Origin of the sequence: Janibacter sp. GS2, from assembly GCF_051200835.1 — a bacterium.
GTDB lineage: Bacteria > Actinomycetota > Actinomycetes > Actinomycetales > Dermatophilaceae > Janibacter.
The window spans coordinates 1,474,105-1,489,600 of sequence record NZ_CP195161.1 but is presented as its reverse complement, the minus strand read 5'-3'; the positions used below and the strand labels follow the sequence as shown (position 1 = coordinate 1,489,600).

15 protein-coding genes and 1 tRNA gene are annotated in these 15,496 nt (G+C 69.2%); 7 read left to right on the top strand and 9 right to left on the bottom strand.

Annotated features, from left to right (window positions below):
• Positions 1 to 10: 10 nt before the first annotated feature.
• Complete coding sequence (argS, locus tag ACR9E9_RS07300) at positions 11 to 1,654, bottom strand: arginine--tRNA ligase (RefSeq protein ID WP_435203154.1); 1,644 nt, start codon at positions 1,652 to 1,654, stop codon at positions 11 to 13.
• A 100-nt stretch (positions 1,655 to 1,754) separates the two neighbouring features.
• On the opposite strand from argS, the gene ACR9E9_RS07295 reads away from it, so the two are divergent.
• Positions 1,755 to 1,827: transfer RNA gene (locus ACR9E9_RS07295), tRNA-Arg, on the top strand.
• Between the two features lie 71 nt (positions 1,828 to 1,898).
• On the opposite strand, the gene ACR9E9_RS07290 is transcribed toward ACR9E9_RS07295, so the two are convergent.
• The 6 genes from ACR9E9_RS07290 to ACR9E9_RS07265 form a co-directional block, all read right to left on the bottom strand.
• Positions 1,899 to 2,042, bottom strand: a complete 144-nt coding sequence (locus tag ACR9E9_RS07290; RefSeq protein ID WP_435203152.1) for a methionine/alanine import family NSS transporter small subunit — start codon at positions 2,040 to 2,042, stop codon at positions 1,899 to 1,901.
• Entirely contained in the window at positions 2,039 to 3,607 is a 1,569-nt protein-coding gene (locus tag ACR9E9_RS07285) for a sodium-dependent transporter (protein ID WP_435203150.1), read from the bottom strand. Before ACR9E9_RS07285 ends, ACR9E9_RS07290 begins: the two co-directional genes overlap by 4 nt.
• A 142-nt stretch (positions 3,608 to 3,749) precedes the next feature.
• Entirely contained in the window at positions 3,750 to 4,826 is a 1,077-nt protein-coding gene (locus tag ACR9E9_RS07280) for a YihY/virulence factor BrkB family protein (RefSeq protein WP_435203148.1), read from the bottom strand.
• Positions 4,823 to 5,119 (bottom strand): DUF3618 domain-containing protein, encoded by a 297-nt coding sequence (locus tag ACR9E9_RS07275; protein ID WP_435203146.1) that lies wholly within the window; start codon positions 5,117 to 5,119, stop codon positions 4,823 to 4,825. The genes ACR9E9_RS07280 and ACR9E9_RS07275 overlap by 4 nt, the downstream gene beginning before the upstream one ends.
• Entirely contained in the window at positions 5,106 to 5,525 is a 420-nt protein-coding gene (locus ACR9E9_RS07270) for a phage holin family protein (RefSeq protein WP_435203144.1), read from the bottom strand. The genes ACR9E9_RS07275 and ACR9E9_RS07270 overlap by 14 nt, the downstream gene beginning before the upstream one ends.
• Positions 5,518 to 5,757, bottom strand: a complete 240-nt coding sequence (locus tag ACR9E9_RS07265; RefSeq protein WP_435203142.1) for a hypothetical protein — start codon at positions 5,755 to 5,757, stop codon at positions 5,518 to 5,520. Before ACR9E9_RS07265 ends, ACR9E9_RS07270 begins: the two co-directional genes overlap by 8 nt.
• A gap of 174 nt (positions 5,758 to 5,931) precedes the next feature.
• On the opposite strand from ACR9E9_RS07265, the gene ACR9E9_RS07260 reads away from it, so the two are divergent.
• Together ACR9E9_RS07260 and ACR9E9_RS07255 are read left to right on the top strand one after the other, a co-directional pair.
• Positions 5,932 to 6,204: a DUF4235 domain-containing protein gene (locus ACR9E9_RS07260; protein WP_435203140.1), complete on the top strand. Its 273-nt coding sequence runs from the start codon at positions 5,932 to 5,934 to the stop codon at positions 6,202 to 6,204.
• A gap of 101 nt (positions 6,205 to 6,305) precedes the next feature.
• Positions 6,306 to 7,019, top strand: a complete 714-nt coding sequence (locus ACR9E9_RS07255) for a TetR/AcrR family transcriptional regulator (RefSeq protein WP_435203138.1) — start codon at positions 6,306 to 6,308, stop codon at positions 7,017 to 7,019.
• Here ACR9E9_RS07255 and ACR9E9_RS07250 read toward each other — a convergent pair whose 3' ends face one another.
• Both ACR9E9_RS07250 and ACR9E9_RS07245 read right to left on the bottom strand, forming a co-directional pair.
• The gene (locus ACR9E9_RS07250) at positions 7,020 to 8,051 is read right to left on the bottom strand and encodes a hemolysin family protein (protein WP_435203136.1); all 1,032 of its coding nucleotides are present in this window, start codon (positions 8,049 to 8,051) and stop codon (positions 7,020 to 7,022) included.
• Entirely contained in the window at positions 8,048 to 9,373 is a 1,326-nt protein-coding gene (locus ACR9E9_RS07245) for a hemolysin family protein (protein WP_435203134.1), read from the bottom strand. Before ACR9E9_RS07245 ends, ACR9E9_RS07250 begins: the two co-directional genes overlap by 4 nt.
• A gap of 132 nt (positions 9,374 to 9,505) precedes the next feature.
• On the opposite strand from ACR9E9_RS07245, the gene ACR9E9_RS07240 reads away from it, so the two are divergent.
• The 4 genes from ACR9E9_RS07240 (at position 9,506) to ACR9E9_RS07225 (ending at position 15,486) form a co-directional block, all read left to right on the top strand.
• A complete protein-coding gene (locus ACR9E9_RS07240; RefSeq protein WP_435203132.1) occupies positions 9,506 to 10,492 on the top strand; it encodes an ABC transporter ATP-binding protein in 987 nt (328 codons plus the stop codon).
• Positions 10,489 to 11,286, top strand: a complete 798-nt coding sequence (locus ACR9E9_RS07235; protein WP_435203130.1) for an ABC transporter permease — start codon at positions 10,489 to 10,491, stop codon at positions 11,284 to 11,286. Before ACR9E9_RS07240 ends, ACR9E9_RS07235 begins: the two co-directional genes overlap by 4 nt.
• Before the next feature lie 253 nt (positions 11,287 to 11,539).
• Positions 11,540 to 15,301 (top strand): multifunctional oxoglutarate decarboxylase/oxoglutarate dehydrogenase thiamine pyrophosphate-binding subunit/dihydrolipoyllysine-residue succinyltransferase subunit, encoded by a 3,762-nt coding sequence (locus ACR9E9_RS07230; protein ID WP_435203599.1) that lies wholly within the window; start codon positions 11,540 to 11,542, stop codon positions 15,299 to 15,301.
• Positions 15,301 to 15,486, top strand: coding sequence for a DUF6104 family protein (locus ACR9E9_RS07225; RefSeq protein ID WP_435203128.1), 186 nt, complete (start codon positions 15,301 to 15,303; stop codon positions 15,484 to 15,486). Before ACR9E9_RS07230 ends, ACR9E9_RS07225 begins: the two co-directional genes overlap by 1 nt.
• Positions 15,487 to 15,496 lie beyond the last annotated feature (10 nt).

Here is a 15,496-nt window from a genome sequence, read left to right as displayed (position 1 = left end):
CATGACCGCCTCACATCCGCTCGGGCGCGGAGACGCCGAGCAGGTCCAGTCCGTTGGCGAGCACCTGGCGGGTGGCGTCGTTGAGCCACAGGCGGGTGCGGTGGGTGTCGGTGATCTCCTCGTCGGCGCGCGGGCGCACGCGACAGGTGTCGTACCACTTGTGGAAGTGACCGGCGAGGTCCTCGAGGTAGCGGGCCACGCGGTGCGGCTCCCGCAGCTGGGCCGCGTGGGCGACGATCCGCGGGAAGTCCCCGAGGGCCGCGAGCAGGGTGGCCTCGGTGGGGTCCGAGAGCAGGCCCGGGTCGAAGCCGGCCCCGGGGTCGACGCCGTCCTCGGCGGCCAGGCGGGCGACGTTGAAGGTGCGCGCGTGGGCGTACTGGACGTAGAAGACCGGGTTGTCGTTGGTCTGCTTGCGCAGCTCCTCGCCGTCGAGGCTCAGCGGCGAGTCCGCGGGGTACCGGGCGAGGTTGTAGCGCACGGCGTCCGCGCCGATCCACGAGATGAGGTCGCGCAGCTCGATGATGTTGCCGGCGCGCTTGGACAGCTTGGCGCCGTTGAGGTTGACCAGCTGCCCGATGCGGATCTCGATGTTGTGCTCGGGGTCGTCACCCGCACAGGCCGCGATGGCCTTGAGCCGACCGATGTAGCCGTGGTGGTCGGCGCCCAGGAGGTAGATCTTCTCCGGGAAGCCGCGGTCCTTCTTGTCGAGGTAGTAGGCGGCGTCCGCGGCGAAGTAGGTCGGCACGCCGTCCGCCCGGATCATCACGCGGTCCTTGTCGTCGCCGAAGTCGCTCGTGCGCAGCCAGACCGCTCCGTCGCGGTCGTCGACGTGACCCTGCTCGCGCAGCCGGGTGATGGCCGCGGAGACCGCCCCGCCCTCATGGAGCTCCTTCTCGGAGAACCAGACGTCGAAGTGCACGCCGAAGTCGTCGAGGGTGTCGCGGATGTCGGTCAGCTGGGCCTCGTACCCGAGCTGACGGGCGACCGCGAGGGCCTCCTGGTCGGGCAGGTCGAGCAGGTCGGGTCGGGCGCGAAGGGCGATCTGCGCCAGGTCGTCGACGTACGCCCCGGGGTACCCGCCCTCGGGGGTCGGGTCCCCCTTCGCCCGGGCCAGGACCGAGGCACCGAAGGTGTCCATCTGCGCCCCGGCGTCATTGATGTAGTACTCAGCGGTGGCCTCCGCGCCGGAGGCGAGGAGCAGGCGGCGCATCGAGTCGCCGAGCGCCGCCCAGCGGGTGTGCCCGATGTGCAGCGGGCCGGTGGGGTTGGCGGAGATGAACTCGACGTTGACGGTGTGGCCGACCATCGCCGAGTTGTGGCCGTAGGTCGCGCCTTCCTCGACGATGCTGCGGGCGAGTGCGCCGGCGGACGCCGCCTCGAGGGTGATGTTGAGGAACCCGGGCCCGGCGATCTCGAGGTCGGCGATCCCCTCGGTGGCGCCCAGACGCTCCGCGACGATCCCGGCGACGTCACGCGGCTTCATGCCGGCGGGCTTGGCCAACGGCATCGCGATGTTGCTCGTCCAGTCGCCGTGCCCCTTCTGCTTGGGTCGCTCCACGCGGATCTCGGTGGGGACCTCGACGGTCAGTTCGCCGGCCTCGACGGCGGCGGTGAGGGCGGCGCGGATCGCTGCGGAAAGCTCTTCGGGGGTCACGGTCGCTCAGTCTAGGTCCGGGGGTCGGCGGCCCGTTGCGCCGGATCGATTCTCGGGACGGGCGCGGCCGGTGCTAATCTCATCCGGCACGTCACATCCCGCCTCCGTAGCTCAGGGGATAGAGCACTGGTTTCCGGTACCAGGGGCCGCAGGTTCGAATCCTGCCGGGGGCACCGACAGACCGCACCGGAGTCGATGTACGAGAGTGCGTCTGGGCGCACTCTCGTACATCGACTCGGCGGTGTCAGAGATCCCGGTGCAGCTCGGCGCCGCGCACGTCATCCGGGTCGACGTCGCCGCGCACCATGAGGTTCCAGATGGCGGTGGCGAGCCCACCCCAGATGATGAGCATCGCGACGATCATCATGATGATGGCCCCTGTGGTCATGCCTGCTCACCTCCGTCCGCGAGCGCGTGATCGGCGTACGGGTCGCCCTGGTCCTCCACGGCGGTCACACCCCGCCACGGCAGGAGCGAGAGGATGACGGCGATGATCGGCAGCGCGGCCGCCATGCCCCAGCCGAAGGTGTTCACCAGGCTGGCCGGGTAGTCCCCGTAGGGCGTCTCGAGCTTGTTCTGGAACTCCTGGAAGAGCATCACGGCCAGGGCCGCGGGGATGATGACCGCGACGAGCGCCTTCCACCAGCCCAACAGCTTGATCGAACCGTGGACGTTCATGTGGGCCGCCATGACCGGCAGCTTGCGGAAGACCCAGGACAGCGCCAGCATCACGATCAGCGAGGCCCCGACGATGCCGAAGGAGTTGACGAAGGCATCCATCGTGTCCAGCACGTAGAGCCCGCCCGTGGTGGAGAAGACCGCGATGCTCACGACCGCCATCGGGATGCCCACGATGTAGGTGGCCGCCCGACGGGAGATGCCGGCCTTGTCGCGGACCGCGCCGATGATGACCTCGACGATCGAGATGAGCGAGGTCAGGCCGGCGAGCACGAGCGAGCCGAAGAAGAGCACGCCGAGGAATGCGCCACCGGGGGCCTCGTTGATGATCGTCGGGAAGGCGACGAAGGCCAGGCCGATACCACTGGCGACGACCTCATCGATCGCCTGACCGGTCGACTGCGCGATGAAGCCCAGCGTCGCGAAGACACCGATGCCCGCGAGCAGCTCGAAGCCGGAGTTGGAGAAGGCCACGACCGCGCCGGAGCCGGTCATGTCGGTCCTCGGCTTCACGTAGCTGGCGTAGGTGATCATGATGCCGAAGCCGATGGAGAGGCTGAAGAAGATCTGCCCCACGGCCGAGATCCACACGCTGCTGTCCTTCAGTGCCGACCAGTCCGGGGAGAAGAAGGCATTCAGTCCGTCGGTGGCACCGTCCAGGGTGAGCGAGTAGATCACGAGGATCGAGAACGCGACGAGCAGCGCCGGGATGAAGATCACCGCGGTGCGTCCGATGCCGTTCTGGATCCCCATGCCCAGGACCCCGACGGTGAAGACCCAGACGACGATCATCAGCAGCAGGACCTGGGGGACGTAGTCCAGCGAGGGCCCGGGGTTGTCGGCCACCTGGAGGAAGTCGGCGTTGAGGTAGGTCGCCGGGTCATCACCCCACCCCAGGTTGAAGGAGAGGAAGGTGTACTTGATCGCCCAGGCGATGATCGCGGCGTAGTAGATGCCGATGACCGTGGCGACGAGGACCATCCACCAGCCGATCCACTCCGCACCCTTCGAGAAGCGGCGCAGGGACAACGGCGCGGACCCGCGGTTGCGGTGCCCGACCGCGTACAGGAAGTACAGCAGCGGGATGCCCGCGAGGACCAGCGCCACCAGATACGGAACGAGGAAGGCGCCACCACCGCCCTCGTAGGCGACGTAGGGGAATCTCCAGATGTTGCCGAGCCCGACCGCGGACCCGATGGCCGCGAAGATGAAGACCTTGCGGGACGAGAACCCGTCCTTGGCGTGTTTGGGCTCCGCGGCGCTCTTCGTCGCCATGACTTCCTCCCAGAGCGGACAGTGGCCGGAAAAATGACCCGGATCACCTCCACTCTACGGGCGCCCCACCCGCCACACCAGCACCTGTGGGCACACGCTCCCGTGGCGTGGTGCGCGGTTCACGAGCGAAGGGCGGGACCGCTCAGGTCTCGTCCGGATCGGTGGTGCGACCGGAGCTCTTGCGCAGGGCCGCGCCCTGGTCGATGTCCTCCTGCGCCTTGTCCGCGTCCTTGACGATCTTGGTGTCGTCCCGGACCGGGAGCTGGATGTCGCGCTCGGCCCCGATGCCGGCAATCAGCTCGCGCGAGCGCTCGAGCTCGGCGTCGACCTCGGCCCCGAACAGCAGCGCCAGATTGGTGATCCACAACCACAGCAGGAAGATGATCACTCCGGCGAACGAGCCGTAGGTGCTGCCGTAGCTGGAGAAGTTGGCGATGTAGAGACCGAAGGCGATCGAGATGAGGACCCACACGAGGATCGCGATGACGGCGCCGACGCTGATCCAGCGGAACTTCGGCTGCTTCACGTTCGGGGTGGTGTAGTACAGGATCGCCACGATGAGCATGACCAGGATCAGCACGACCGGCCACTTGGCGATGCTCCACACGGCCAGGGCGGTCGAGCCCAGACCGATCAGGTCGCCGACGGCCTGGGCCGCCGGCCCGGAGAGCACGAGCATCAGGGCGACGAGCACCACCAGCAGGACCATGACCAGGGTGATCAGGAGCATGATGGGACGCAGCTTCCAGATGGGGCGGCCCTCGCCGATCTCGTAGACGCGGTTCATCGCCCGGCTGAAGGCCGTGACGTAGCCCGAGGCGGACCACAGCGCGGTCGCCAGACCCAGGATGAGGGCCAGGCCGGCTCCCGGTGAGGTCGCCAAGGACGTCACGACCGGCTCGAGGGTCTGCGAGCCCGAGCTGCCCAGGACCTGCTTCAGCACCGGCATGACGGCGTCGATCGTGGTCTGGCTCTGCCCGACGACCCCCAGGAGGGAGAAGATCGCGATCAGCGCCGGGAAGACCGCCAGCACGGAGTAGTAGGTCAGTGCCGCCGCCAGGTCGGTGCACTGGTCGTCGAGGAACTCCCGAAAGGCCTTGCGACCGGTGTACTTCCACCCCGGACCACCGACCTTGCTCGGGCCCTCGGGCTTGGCGTCGTCCTCCGGGTGCGGAGCACCGCCTCGGGCGTGGTCCTCCCGGGCGGCCCCGGCGCTCATCCGCGCACCCGTCTCACCACCACGGTCAACACCACGGCGGCGACGACGACCGCGACAACCGGAGCGGCGACGGCGGCCAGCTCGGTGGGCTCGGCCTGCTGGACCCGCTGCCGCACGTTCCGCGCACGGTTCGCGCCCCGGGCCTTCAGATCGGCGAGCTGACTCCTGGCCTGCTTCTTCACATCCAGGCGCCCGGTCAGCTCATCGACGGTGGCGCCCAGGTCCTCGCGGTGTCGGGCGATCTCGGTCTCGATCGTGTTCGGGTCGGTGCTCCCGGGTTCAGTCGTGCTCACGGCTGCTCGCTTCCTTGACCTCGGTGACATCGCGCTGGACGTTCGCCATCGCCCGCTCGGGCTTCAGCGGCGCGGCCTGCTCGACCTGCTTCTTGCCCAGCAACGACACGACGGCAGCGGCCATGAGGAGCACGGCCCCCACGATCAGTGCCGCGGCCCACGCCGGCAGCACGAGCGCCAACGCGAGGATGGCGGTCGCGACCAGGGCCGCCGCACCGAAGAAGGCCAGCAACCCGCCCGCGCCGAACATCCCCACACCGACGCCGGCGTGCTTGGCCTTGGCGCTGAACTCGGCCTGCGCCAAGCGCATCTCATCGCGGATCAGCGTGCTCGTCTGCTCGCTCAGCCGGGAGATCAACTCCCCGGTCGAGGCGTCCTGTGCCTGCGGCCGCACCGGCTCAGCCACGGTGCTGCCCGCCGACGCCGTCGTCGCCACCCAGGGACTCGGGCACGTGCTCCTTGACCTGTCCGGGCACCTGCTTGGCCTGCTCCTGGACCTTGTGCGCCTGCCGCTGCACCTTCGGGTTCGTCCACACCTCCCGGGCGCGGTCGCGCAACTCCTCGTAGCGCCCTCGCCCCGCCCGGGCGCCGAGGACGTACCCCGCCCCGAATACCGCTGCCATGGTGATCTTGCTCATGAGATCGCTCCCGTCCTGTGGCTGCTCGCGGTCACCCATCCGGTGGCCCCGCGGTCTTGCCAGTTGATGCTTACTCTGTAAACTTACAAGCGAAGATCACGGTGGCGCAACCACCTCCCGGCGCCGTGCGCGACCGGGATCCCGCCACCCCCACAGCACCGAGAGGCCGACATCATGAGTGAGAAGATCTGGAGCATGGCCACGACCGCAGCCGCCATCGGTGGCGGCATCATGGCCAAGAAGGTCATCGAGAAGGCGTGGGCGGCCGTCACCGACGGCACCGTCCCGGACAACCCGGAGGACCCGGAGGTCAACTGGGCAGAGGCGATCGCCTTCGCCCTCGTCTCCGGCGCGGTCGTGCAGCTGGCCAGGGTCATGGTCAACCACCAGTCCACCCGCGCCTACACCAGGCGCACGGGGCGGTTGCCCGAGTCCGTCGCCTCCTGAGGTCTCCCCCCTTCGCTCGCCCCGCCCCCGACCCGGGGCAGGGCGTGGGCGACGTGGCCGGGACAATGGCCACACCAGCACCCGCCCGGGAAGGACCCCCGATGAACTCCCCTCCACCCGATCCGCCCCCGAGGACGCGCCGCCGCCTGGACCGGGAGCGCATCGTGCAGGCGGCGATCACCTCGATCGACACGCACGGGGTGCAGGGCCTGACGATGCGCCGCGTGGGTCAGGATCTCGGCGTGGAGGCGATGTCGCTGTACCGCTACGTCTCCGGTCGCGAGGACCTGCTCGAGGCCGTCGTCGAGCGGCTCATGGCCGGGATCACCGACCGGGCCGAGGCTGAGGGGTTCACGACCTGGCAGGGCTACCTGCAGAGCATGGCCCACGAGGTCCGCCGGGTCGCGCTCGCCCACCCGGCCGCCTTCCCGCTGGCGGCGTCCCGGCACCCTGCGGCACCGTGGCTGCGTCCCCCACTGCGCAGCATCGACGTGATCGAGCACTTCCTGTCCACGCTCAGCGCGCACGGCTTCGACGACACCAAGGCGGTGGACGCCTACAAGGTCTTCACGACCTTCCTCGTCGGCTCCCTGCTGCTGGAGGTCGCCGTCCACGGCCGCGACATCGTGCCGATGGACGAGACCCTCGACGAAGGGGGCGCGGACATCCCGGAGCGCGACGGGCTGGTCGACCTCAGGACCGCTCCCCACGTGCAGCGCATGCAGGAGCAGCTCAGCCAGGACACCAGCGAGCGGGAGTTCGAGATCGGCCTGGAGTCCCTCATCGACCGAATCGAGCGCTCGGTCTCCCAGTGATCAGCTGCGCTGGGTCGAGTCGGTCACCTCACCGACGAGCTCCTCGATGACGTCCTCGAGGAAGACGACCCCGAGGACGTCGCCCGCGTCACCCACGACCCGCGCGACGTGGGTCCCGGTGCGTTGCATGGTCGTCAGCACGTCCTCGACCTCGTCATCGGGCAGGACCGTGGCCATCCGGCGCAGTCGCTTGCGCGGCACCGGCTCGGAGCGCTGGTCCGCATCCGCGTAGAGCACGTCCTTGAGGTGCAGGTACCCGGCCAGGTCCCCTGCGGTGTCGGACAGCGGGTAGCGGGAGAACCCGTGCTTCGCGACGAGCCGCTCGATGCCGTCCGGGGTCGCCCCGTCCTCGACGGTGATCAGCTGGTCGAGGCGGACCGCCACGTCGCGGGCGTTCTTGTCGGAGAACTCCAACGCAGCGCCGATGAGTCCGTACCGATCCGCCTCGACGAGCCCCTCCTTGTGGGACTCGGTGACGATGTGCTGGACCTCCTCGGCCGTGAAGGCCGCTCCGACCTCGTCCTTCGGGTCGATGCCCATCGCCCGGACGAAGGCCTTGGACACCCAGTCCATCGCGAGGATGACCGGCTTGGTGACCTTCATGACCCACATCAGCGGCGGCACGAGGGCCATCGCCGAGCGCTCCGGCCCGGCGATGGCGAGGTTCTTCGGGATCATCTCCCCGACGACGACGTGCAGGTAGACGACGACGAGGATCGCGAGCACGAGTGAGGTGATGTCCGTGAAGGCGTCCGGCACACCGATCTGCTCCATGAGCGGGTGCAGTGCGTGGTGGAGTGCCGCCTCAGAGATCGCACCGAGCAGCACCGAGCAGACGGTGATGCCGAGCTGGCAGGTCGCGAGCAGGACACCGGTGTGCTGCATGGCGTCGACGGCGACCTGGGCTCGCTTGTTGCCCTCGTCGGCGAGCGGCTCGAGCTGGCTGCGTCTGGCGGCCATCGCGGCGAACTCGGCGCCGACGAAGAAGGCATTGGCCAGCAGGAGCACGAGGGTGACGAGGACGGTCGTCATGCCGACTCACCCCCTTCGTCCGGGGTCGGCTCCAGCTCGACGAAGCGCAGCCGATCGACCCGGTGGGCCTCCATGTCGGCGACCGTGACCTGCCATCCGTCGACGTCGACGGTGTCGCCGACCTCCGGCACGCGCCCCAGCTCGGCCATGACCCAGCCACCGACGGTCTCGTAGGCCGAGCCCTCGGGCACCGGGGCGCCGAGACGGTCGCGGACCTCGTCGGGGCGCCAGAGGCCCGGCACGGTCCACACCCCGTCGCCGAGGGAGCGCCCGGTGGTCTGGGCGAGGTCGTGCTCGTCGTGGACCTCACCGACGATCTCCTCGACGAGGTCCTCGAGCGTGACCAGGCCCGCGGTGCCTCCGTACTCGTCGACGACGACGCCCATCTGCAGGCCCGAGTCACGCAGCTGGATGAGCAGCGGGTCCAGGCGCAGGGTCTCGGGGACGACGACGGCATCGATCATCAGCGCGGAGACGGGGACCGACTCACGGCGCTCGTGCGGGACGGCGATGCCCTTCTTCACGTGGACGACGCCGTCGATGTCGTCCCAGTCATCGCCGGCGGTGACGGGGAAACGGGAGTGACCGGTGCGGCGCGCGAGCGAGACGAGGTCCTCGGCCGTGGCCCTGCGGTCGATGGCGCTGGCCCGGTTGCGCGGCGTCATCACGTCGGCGGCGGTCTGCTCACCGAAGCCCAGCGAACGCGCGACGAGCCGGCCGGTGCCGGAGTCGAGGGTGCCCGCCTCGACGGAGGTGCGCACGAGGGACGCGAGCTCGCTCGGGCTGCGCGCGGCCGACAGCTCCTCCTGCGGCTCGATCCCCATCCGGTGCAGGGCCCAGTTCGCGGAGCCGTTGAGCACGAAGATCGCGGGCTTGAAGATCGCGCCGACGACCTGCATCGGCAGGGCCACGACCTTCGCCGTGCCCAGGGGAGCGGACACGGCGAGGGTCTTGGGGACCATCTCGCCGAGGATCATCGAAAACCCTGTGGCGATGACGAGGGCGATGCCGCTCGCGGAGTTCGCGGCGGCCCTCTCGGGCAGCCCGGCCGACTCCAGCAGCGGGCTGATGAGCGCGCCGATGGCCGGGTTGGCGATGAAACCCAGCGCCAGTGTCGTGACGGTGATGCCGACCTGGCAGGCGGAGAGCAGGGTCGAGAGGCGACGAAGGGAGCCGAGCACGGGCTTCGCGGCGCTGTCGCCGGAGTCGACGGCACGTTGCACGGCCGGCCGGTCCAGGGCGACGAGAGAGAACTCGGCGGCGACGAAGAGGGCGGTGCCCAGGGTGAGGAGGAGGGCAAGGAGCAGGAGACCGACGGTCATGATGCCCCCATCGTACGGGCGCGGACCCACTGCTCGTACGGGCGCGGACCCACTGCGGGATGTCGCTCGCCCTCGTCGCGCCGGGGATGGTTGCATGGGCGTGACCACGCACCATGCAGACAGGGGATTCACATGAGTGTCGAGGGCGCACGCGTCGAAGTGCGCAACCTGACCAAGAAGTTCGGCGGCTTCACCGCCGTCGACGACCTGAGCTTCAGCGTCGAGCCCGGACGGATCACCGGCTTCCTCGGCCCGAACGGCGCCGGCAAGACGACGAGCCTGCGGATGCTGCTCGGGCTCATCAAGCAGAGCGGCGGGACGGCCACGATCGACGGCTCGACCTACCACGACCTCGCGCACCCCCAGCGGGTCGTCGGGTCGGCGCTCGAGGCGACGAACTTCCACCCCGGCCGCTCCGGTCGGGACCACCTGAGGGTCCTTGCCGCGACGGACGGTGTCCCGAACTCCCGGGTCGACGAGCTCCTCGAGCTCACCGGCATCCCGGCGGCCGCCCGCAAGCGTGCGGGTGGCTACAGCATGGGCATGCGCCAGCGTCTCGGCCTGGCGGCCGCCCTGCTCGGCGACCCGCGCCTGCTCGTCCTCGACGAGCCGGCCAACGGGCTCGACCCCGAGGGCATCCGGTGGCTGCGCGGCTTCCTGCGTCACCTCGCGAGCGAGGGGCGCACGGTGCTCATCTCGAGCCACCTGCTGCAGGAGGTCGAGCAGACCGTCGACGACGTCGTGATCATCTCCAACGGACGACTGGTGCGCGAGGGCACGGTCGGTGATCTGCGCGGCGCCTCGACCTCGCTCGTGCGCACGACGCAGACCGACACGCTCCTCGGAGCACTCCGGGTCGCGGACGTCCCGGCCTCCGCCCAGGACGACGGGGCGATCATCGCGGAGACCGAGGACCTGCGGCTCATCGGCGACGTCGCGATGCGCGCCGGTCTGCCGGTCCACGAGTTGCGTCCGCTCGCCGCGGACCTCGAGCAGCTCTTCTTCTCCCTCACCGAGGGCACCAACCGCAACCTCGGGGACGCCGGGGAAGCCGCAGGGGCACAGGCCGAACCGATGACTCCGGTCTCGGCCCCCGGCCAGGAAGGGGCGAACCAGTGATCGGCGCGATCAAGTCCGAGTTCCTCAAGTTCTCATCCACCCGCATGTGGTGGGGCATGGCGATCGCCATCTTCGTCGTCAGCGCGCTCTTCGCTGGGCTCTTCGGGTTCCTCACGACGATGGACCAGTCGGGGGCACCGCCGGAGCAGCAGTTCACCGGCGACGCCGAGCAGATCGCCAACTCGGTCTACACCGCCGGGCTGTCCATCGCCTACCTGCTGACCCTGACCGTCGGGGTGATGCAGATCGGCAGCGAGTACCGGCACAAGACGATCACCAGCACCTTCCTCGCGGTGCCCAAGCGCACCACCGTCATGGGCGCGAAGGTCATCTCCCTCCTGGCGATCGGTGCCTTCTACGGCGTGATCTCGCTCCTGGGGTCCGTGGGTGTCGGGGCGATCATCCTCGCCTCGCGCGGCGCGGAGGTCTTCCCCGGGGCCGGGGTCGCGCGCACCCTCGCCCTGAGCCTGCTCGTGCTCGGTCTGTGGGCGCTCATCGGTCTCGGTGCCGGGATCCTCATCCCCAACCAGGTCGCGGCCCTGCTCATCGCCGTCGGGGTCGCGTGGATCGTCGAACCACTCGCGGGCTTCGCGCTGAGCTTCTGGGACTGGGGCGCTGAGCACGTGGTGCAGTTCCTCCCGTCGGCCGCGACACAGTCGATGGTCAGCGGGATCAGCAACGGCAGCGGGGCCAACCAGCTCGAGTGGTGGGGTGGGGCGCTCACGCTCGCCGCCTATGCCGCGGTGCTGGCCGGGCTCGGCTCCTGGCTCACCGTGCGCAAGGACATCAGCTAGACCCGTCCGACCACCGCCGAGGGACCGCTCACCGCCGGGTGACGGTCCCTCGGCGCGTCCGGCGGACCGCCAGCCCGAGATGGCGTTGCTCACGTTAGGCTTGAGCCAGTAGGGGTCCGCGGTGACTTCGGGCCCCGTTCGCAACTGTGATGAAAGAGGCGTATCCGCCGTGCCTGACCCCCAGGATGGCTCCGTGTCCCTGAACGACTTCGGCCCGAACGAGTGGCTGGTCGACGAGCTGTACGAGCAGTTCATGCAGGACCGCAACAACGTCGACGAGGCGTGGTGGGAGTTCTTCGAGAGTTACGAGCCCGGCAAGGGCTCCAGCACCAACGGCACGGCGGCGAAGGGGGCGACCTCCTCCCCCGCCAAGGACGAGTCCTCCGCAGAGCCGACGAAGCCTGAGGCGAAGAAGGCCGAGCCGAAGAAGACCGAGCCCAAGGCAGAGGCGAAGAAGGCCGAGCCGAAGAAGGCCGAGCCGAAGAAGGCCGAGGCCAAGGCAGAGCCGAAGAAGGCCGAGCCCGAGACCGAGGTGAAGACTCCGCAGCAGCCCAAGGCCACGCCCGCCGACGACCAGGCCGCGAAGGACAAGGCAGCGGAGAAGACGGACGAGGAGACCCCCCTTCGCGGTGCTGCTGCTCGTGTCGTGACCAACATGGAGGCCTCGCTCGAGGTCCCGACGGCCACCTCCGTGCGCGCCGTCCCGGCGAAGCTGCTCATCGACAACCGCATCGTCATCAACAACCACCTCAAGCGCAGTCGCGGTGGCAAGGTCTCCTTCACCCACCTCATCGGCTACGCGCTGATCAAGGCGCTGCGCACGGTGCCGGACATGAACGTCAGCTACTCGACGAACGAGAAGGGCAAGCCCGTCCTCGTCACCCCGGGGCACGTGGGCCTCGGCATCGCCATCGACCTGCAGAAGGACGACGGCTCCCGCCAGCTCATGGTCCCGGCCGTCAAGCCGGCCGAGGCGATGGACTTCACCGGCTTCTGGAGGGCCTACGAGGAGGTCGTCAAGAAGGCGCGTGACGGCAAGCTGACCGTCGCCGACTTCCAGGGCACGACGATGTCGCTGACCAACCCCGGCGGGATCGGCACCGTCCACTCCATGCCCCGCCTCATGCCGGGCCAGGGGGCGATCATCGGCGTCGGCGCGCTGGAGTACCCGGCCGAGTGGCAGGGTGCGAGCACCGACACCCTCAACCGCAACGCCGTCTCCAAGATCGTCACCCTCACCTCGACGTACGACCACCGGATCATCCAGGGCGCACTCTCGGGTGAGTTCCTGCGGGTCGTCCACGAATTGCTCCAGGGCAAGGACAACTTCTACGACGAGATCTTCGAGAGCCTGCGCATCCCCTACGAGCCCATCCGCTGGGTGCAGGACATCTCCACGACGCACGACGACGACATCAACAAGGTCGCCCGGGTGCAGGAGCTCATCCACTCCTACCGGGTGCGCGGTCACCTCATGGCCGACATCGACCCGCTGGAGTACAAGCAGCGCCGCCACCCCGACCTCGACATCACCAGCCACGGCCTGACGCTGTGGGACCTCGACCGGCACTTCGCCACCGGCGGTTTCGGCGGCGAGCCCTTCCTCAAGCTGCGCAAGATCCTCGGCATCCTGCGGGACTCCTACTGCCGCACCACCGGCGTCGAGTACATGCACATCCAGGACCCGGGCCAGCGCCGCTGGATGCAGCAGCGGGTCGAGGTCGGCTACGCCAAGTCCACGAGCGAGGAGCAGCTGCGTGTGCTGCGCCGCCTCAACGCCGCCGAGGCCTTCGAGACCTTCCTCCAGACGAAGTTCGTCGGGCAGAAGCGGTTCTCCCTCGAGGGGGGCGAGTCGGTCATCGCCGTGCTCGACCGCATCCTCGCCCGCGCCGCCGGCGAGGGCATGGAGGAGGTCTGCATCGGCATGCCCCACCGCGGGCGCCTCAACGTGCTGGCCAACATCGCCGGCAAGTCCTACGGCCAGATCTTCCGTGAGTTCGAGGGCAAGCTCGACCCGAAGTCCGTCCAGGGCTCCGGTGACGTGAAGTACCACCTCGGCACCGAGGGTGAGTTCACCGGTGAGGACGGCGCGAAGACCAAGGTCTACCTCGCCGCCAACCCGAGCCACCTCGAAGCGGTCAACCCGGTGCTCGAGGGCATCGTTCGTGCCAAGCAGGACCGGCTCAACCACGGCGGCGAGGACTTCCCCGTCCTGCCGATCCTCATGCACGGTGACGCGGCCTTCGCCGGTCAGGGCGTCGTCGCGGAGACCCTGCAGCAGAGCCAGCTGCGCGGGTACCGCACCGGCGGCACCATCCACGTCGTCGTCAACAACCAGGTCGGCTTCACGACCTCCCCCGTCGCCGGCCGCTCCTCGGTCTACTCGACCGATGTGGCCCGGATGATCCAGGCGCCGGTCTTCCACGTCAACGGCGACGACCCCGAGGCCTGCGTGCGCGCCGCGGAGCTCGCCTTCGAGTTCCGCCAGGAGTTCCACAAGGACGTCGTCATCGACGTCGTGTGCTACCGCCGTCGCGGTCACAACGAGGGTGACGACCCCTCGATGACCCAGCCGCTGATGTACAAGCTCATCGAGTCCAAGCGCTCGGTCCGCAAGCTCTACACGGAGAGCCTCATCGGTCGCAACGACATCACCCCCGAGGAGGCCGACGAGGCGCTGCGCGACTACCAGGCGCAGCTCGAGCGGGTCTTCGCCGAGACGAAGGAAGCGCTGAAGGACTCCGCGGACTCCCCCTCCGACAAGCCCGGGACCACCGACGCCCCGGACAACGCGGGCCTGGAGCGTCCGTCGTCGCAGACGACCGACGAGACCAAGCGCTCCGCGACGGAGACCGGGATCCCGGCGACCGACCTCAAGCACATCGGGGACATCTTCGCCTCGCCGCCGGAGGACTTCACGACCCACCCGAAGCTGCAGCAGGCGATGACGAAGCGCGCGGCCTCGGTCAACGAGGGCGGCATCGACTGGGCCACGGGCGAGATGCTCGCCTTCGGCTCCCTCCTCATGGACGGCACGCCGGTGCGCCTGACCGGGCAGGACTCGCGTCGCGGCACCTTCGTGCAGCGCCACGCGGTGCTCATCGACAAGAACACCGCCGAGGAGTGGACGCCGCTGAACTACCTCGGTGGCGACCAGGCCCGCTTCTGGGTCTACGACTCGCTGCTGTCGGAGTTCGCCGCGGTGGGCTTCGAGTACGGCTACTCGGTCGAGCGCCCCGACGCGCTCGTGCTGTGGGAGGCGCAGTTCGGTGACTTCGTCAACGGTGCCGCGACGATCATCGACGAGTTCATCTCCTCCTCCGAGCAGAAGTGGGGCCAGAACTCCTCGGTCGTCCTCCTGCTGCCGCACGGCTACGAGGGACAGGGACCGGACCACTCCTCCGCCCGCATCGAGCGCTTCCTGACGATGTGCGCGGAGAACAACATGACGGTCGCCTTCCCGTCGACGCCGGCGAGCTACTTCCACCTGCTGCGTCGTCAGGCCTACAGCCGGCCGCGTCGTCCGCTGATCGTCTTCACGCCGAAGTCGATGCTTCGCCTCAAGGCCGCCACGAGCAACCCGGAGGACTTCACCGAGGGCGGCTTCCGCGCGGTGCTCCCGGACCCGGCGGAGCCGAGCGGAGACCAGGTCACCCGGGTGATCCTCGCGGCCGGCAAGGTCGTCCACGACCTCGACGCCGAGCGCGCGAAGCGTGGCGACGAGGAGACGGCGATCCTGCGCCTGGAGCGCTTCTACCCCCTCCCGGGCGAGGAGCTGACCCGGGAGCTGGCGAAGTACCCCGACGCGGAGCTCGTCCTCGTCCAGGAGGAGCCGGCGAACATGGGTGCGTGGCCCTACCTCGGGCTCAACCTCCCGGCCGACCTCGCCGAGCACGGTGACACGCGTTCGCTGAGCGTCATCGCCCGTCCGGCCAGCGCATCCCCGGCGGCCGGCACGGCGAAGAAGCACGCAGCCGAGCAGGCGGAGCTCATCCGAGCAGCCTTCGATCGCTGATGTACTTCACCGACCGCGGCATCGAGGAGCTCGCAGGTCGGCGTGGTGAGGAGCTGGTCACTCTCGAGTGGGTGAGTGACCAGCTCCGCATCTTCGTCGACCTCCATCCCGAGTTCGAGACGTCGATCGATCGACTCGCGTCCTACCTGGCCCGCCTGGACGACGACGAGCTCGACGACGAGTAACGTCGGGCCG

Excerpts from the sequence above, each read along its gene's own strand:
- ACR9E9_RS07280 (WP_435203148.1), bottom strand. The coding sequence starts at position 4,826 with ATGAGCGCCGGGGCCGCCCGGGAGGACCACGCCCGAGGCGGTGCTCCG.
- ACR9E9_RS07225 (WP_435203128.1), top strand. The coding sequence starts at position 15,301 with ATGTACTTCACCGACCGCGGCATCGAGGAGCTCGCAGGTCGGCGTGGT.
- ACR9E9_RS07245 (WP_435203134.1), bottom strand. The coding sequence starts at position 9,373 with ATGACCGTCGGTCTCCTGCTCCTTGCCCTCCTCCTCACCCTGGGCACC.
- ACR9E9_RS07255 (WP_435203138.1), top strand. The coding sequence starts at position 6,306 with ATGAACTCCCCTCCACCCGATCCGCCCCCGAGGACGCGCCGCCGCCTG.
- ACR9E9_RS07250 (WP_435203136.1), bottom strand. The coding sequence starts at position 8,051 with ATGACGACCGTCCTCGTCACCCTCGTGCTCCTGCTGGCCAATGCCTTC.
- ACR9E9_RS07265 (WP_435203142.1), bottom strand. The coding sequence starts at position 5,757 with ATGAGCAAGATCACCATGGCAGCGGTATTCGGGGCGGGGTACGTCCTC.
- ACR9E9_RS07285 (WP_435203150.1), bottom strand. The coding sequence starts at position 3,607 with ATGGCGACGAAGAGCGCCGCGGAGCCCAAACACGCCAAGGACGGGTTC.
- ACR9E9_RS07290 (WP_435203152.1), bottom strand. The coding sequence starts at position 2,042 with ATGACCACAGGGGCCATCATCATGATGATCGTCGCGATGCTCATCATC.
- ACR9E9_RS07260 (WP_435203140.1), top strand. The coding sequence starts at position 5,932 with ATGAGTGAGAAGATCTGGAGCATGGCCACGACCGCAGCCGCCATCGGT.
- ACR9E9_RS07230 (WP_435203599.1), top strand. The coding sequence starts at position 11,540 with ATGCAGGACCGCAACAACGTCGACGAGGCGTGGTGGGAGTTCTTCGAG.
- ACR9E9_RS07240 (WP_435203132.1), top strand. The coding sequence starts at position 9,506 with ATGAGTGTCGAGGGCGCACGCGTCGAAGTGCGCAACCTGACCAAGAAG.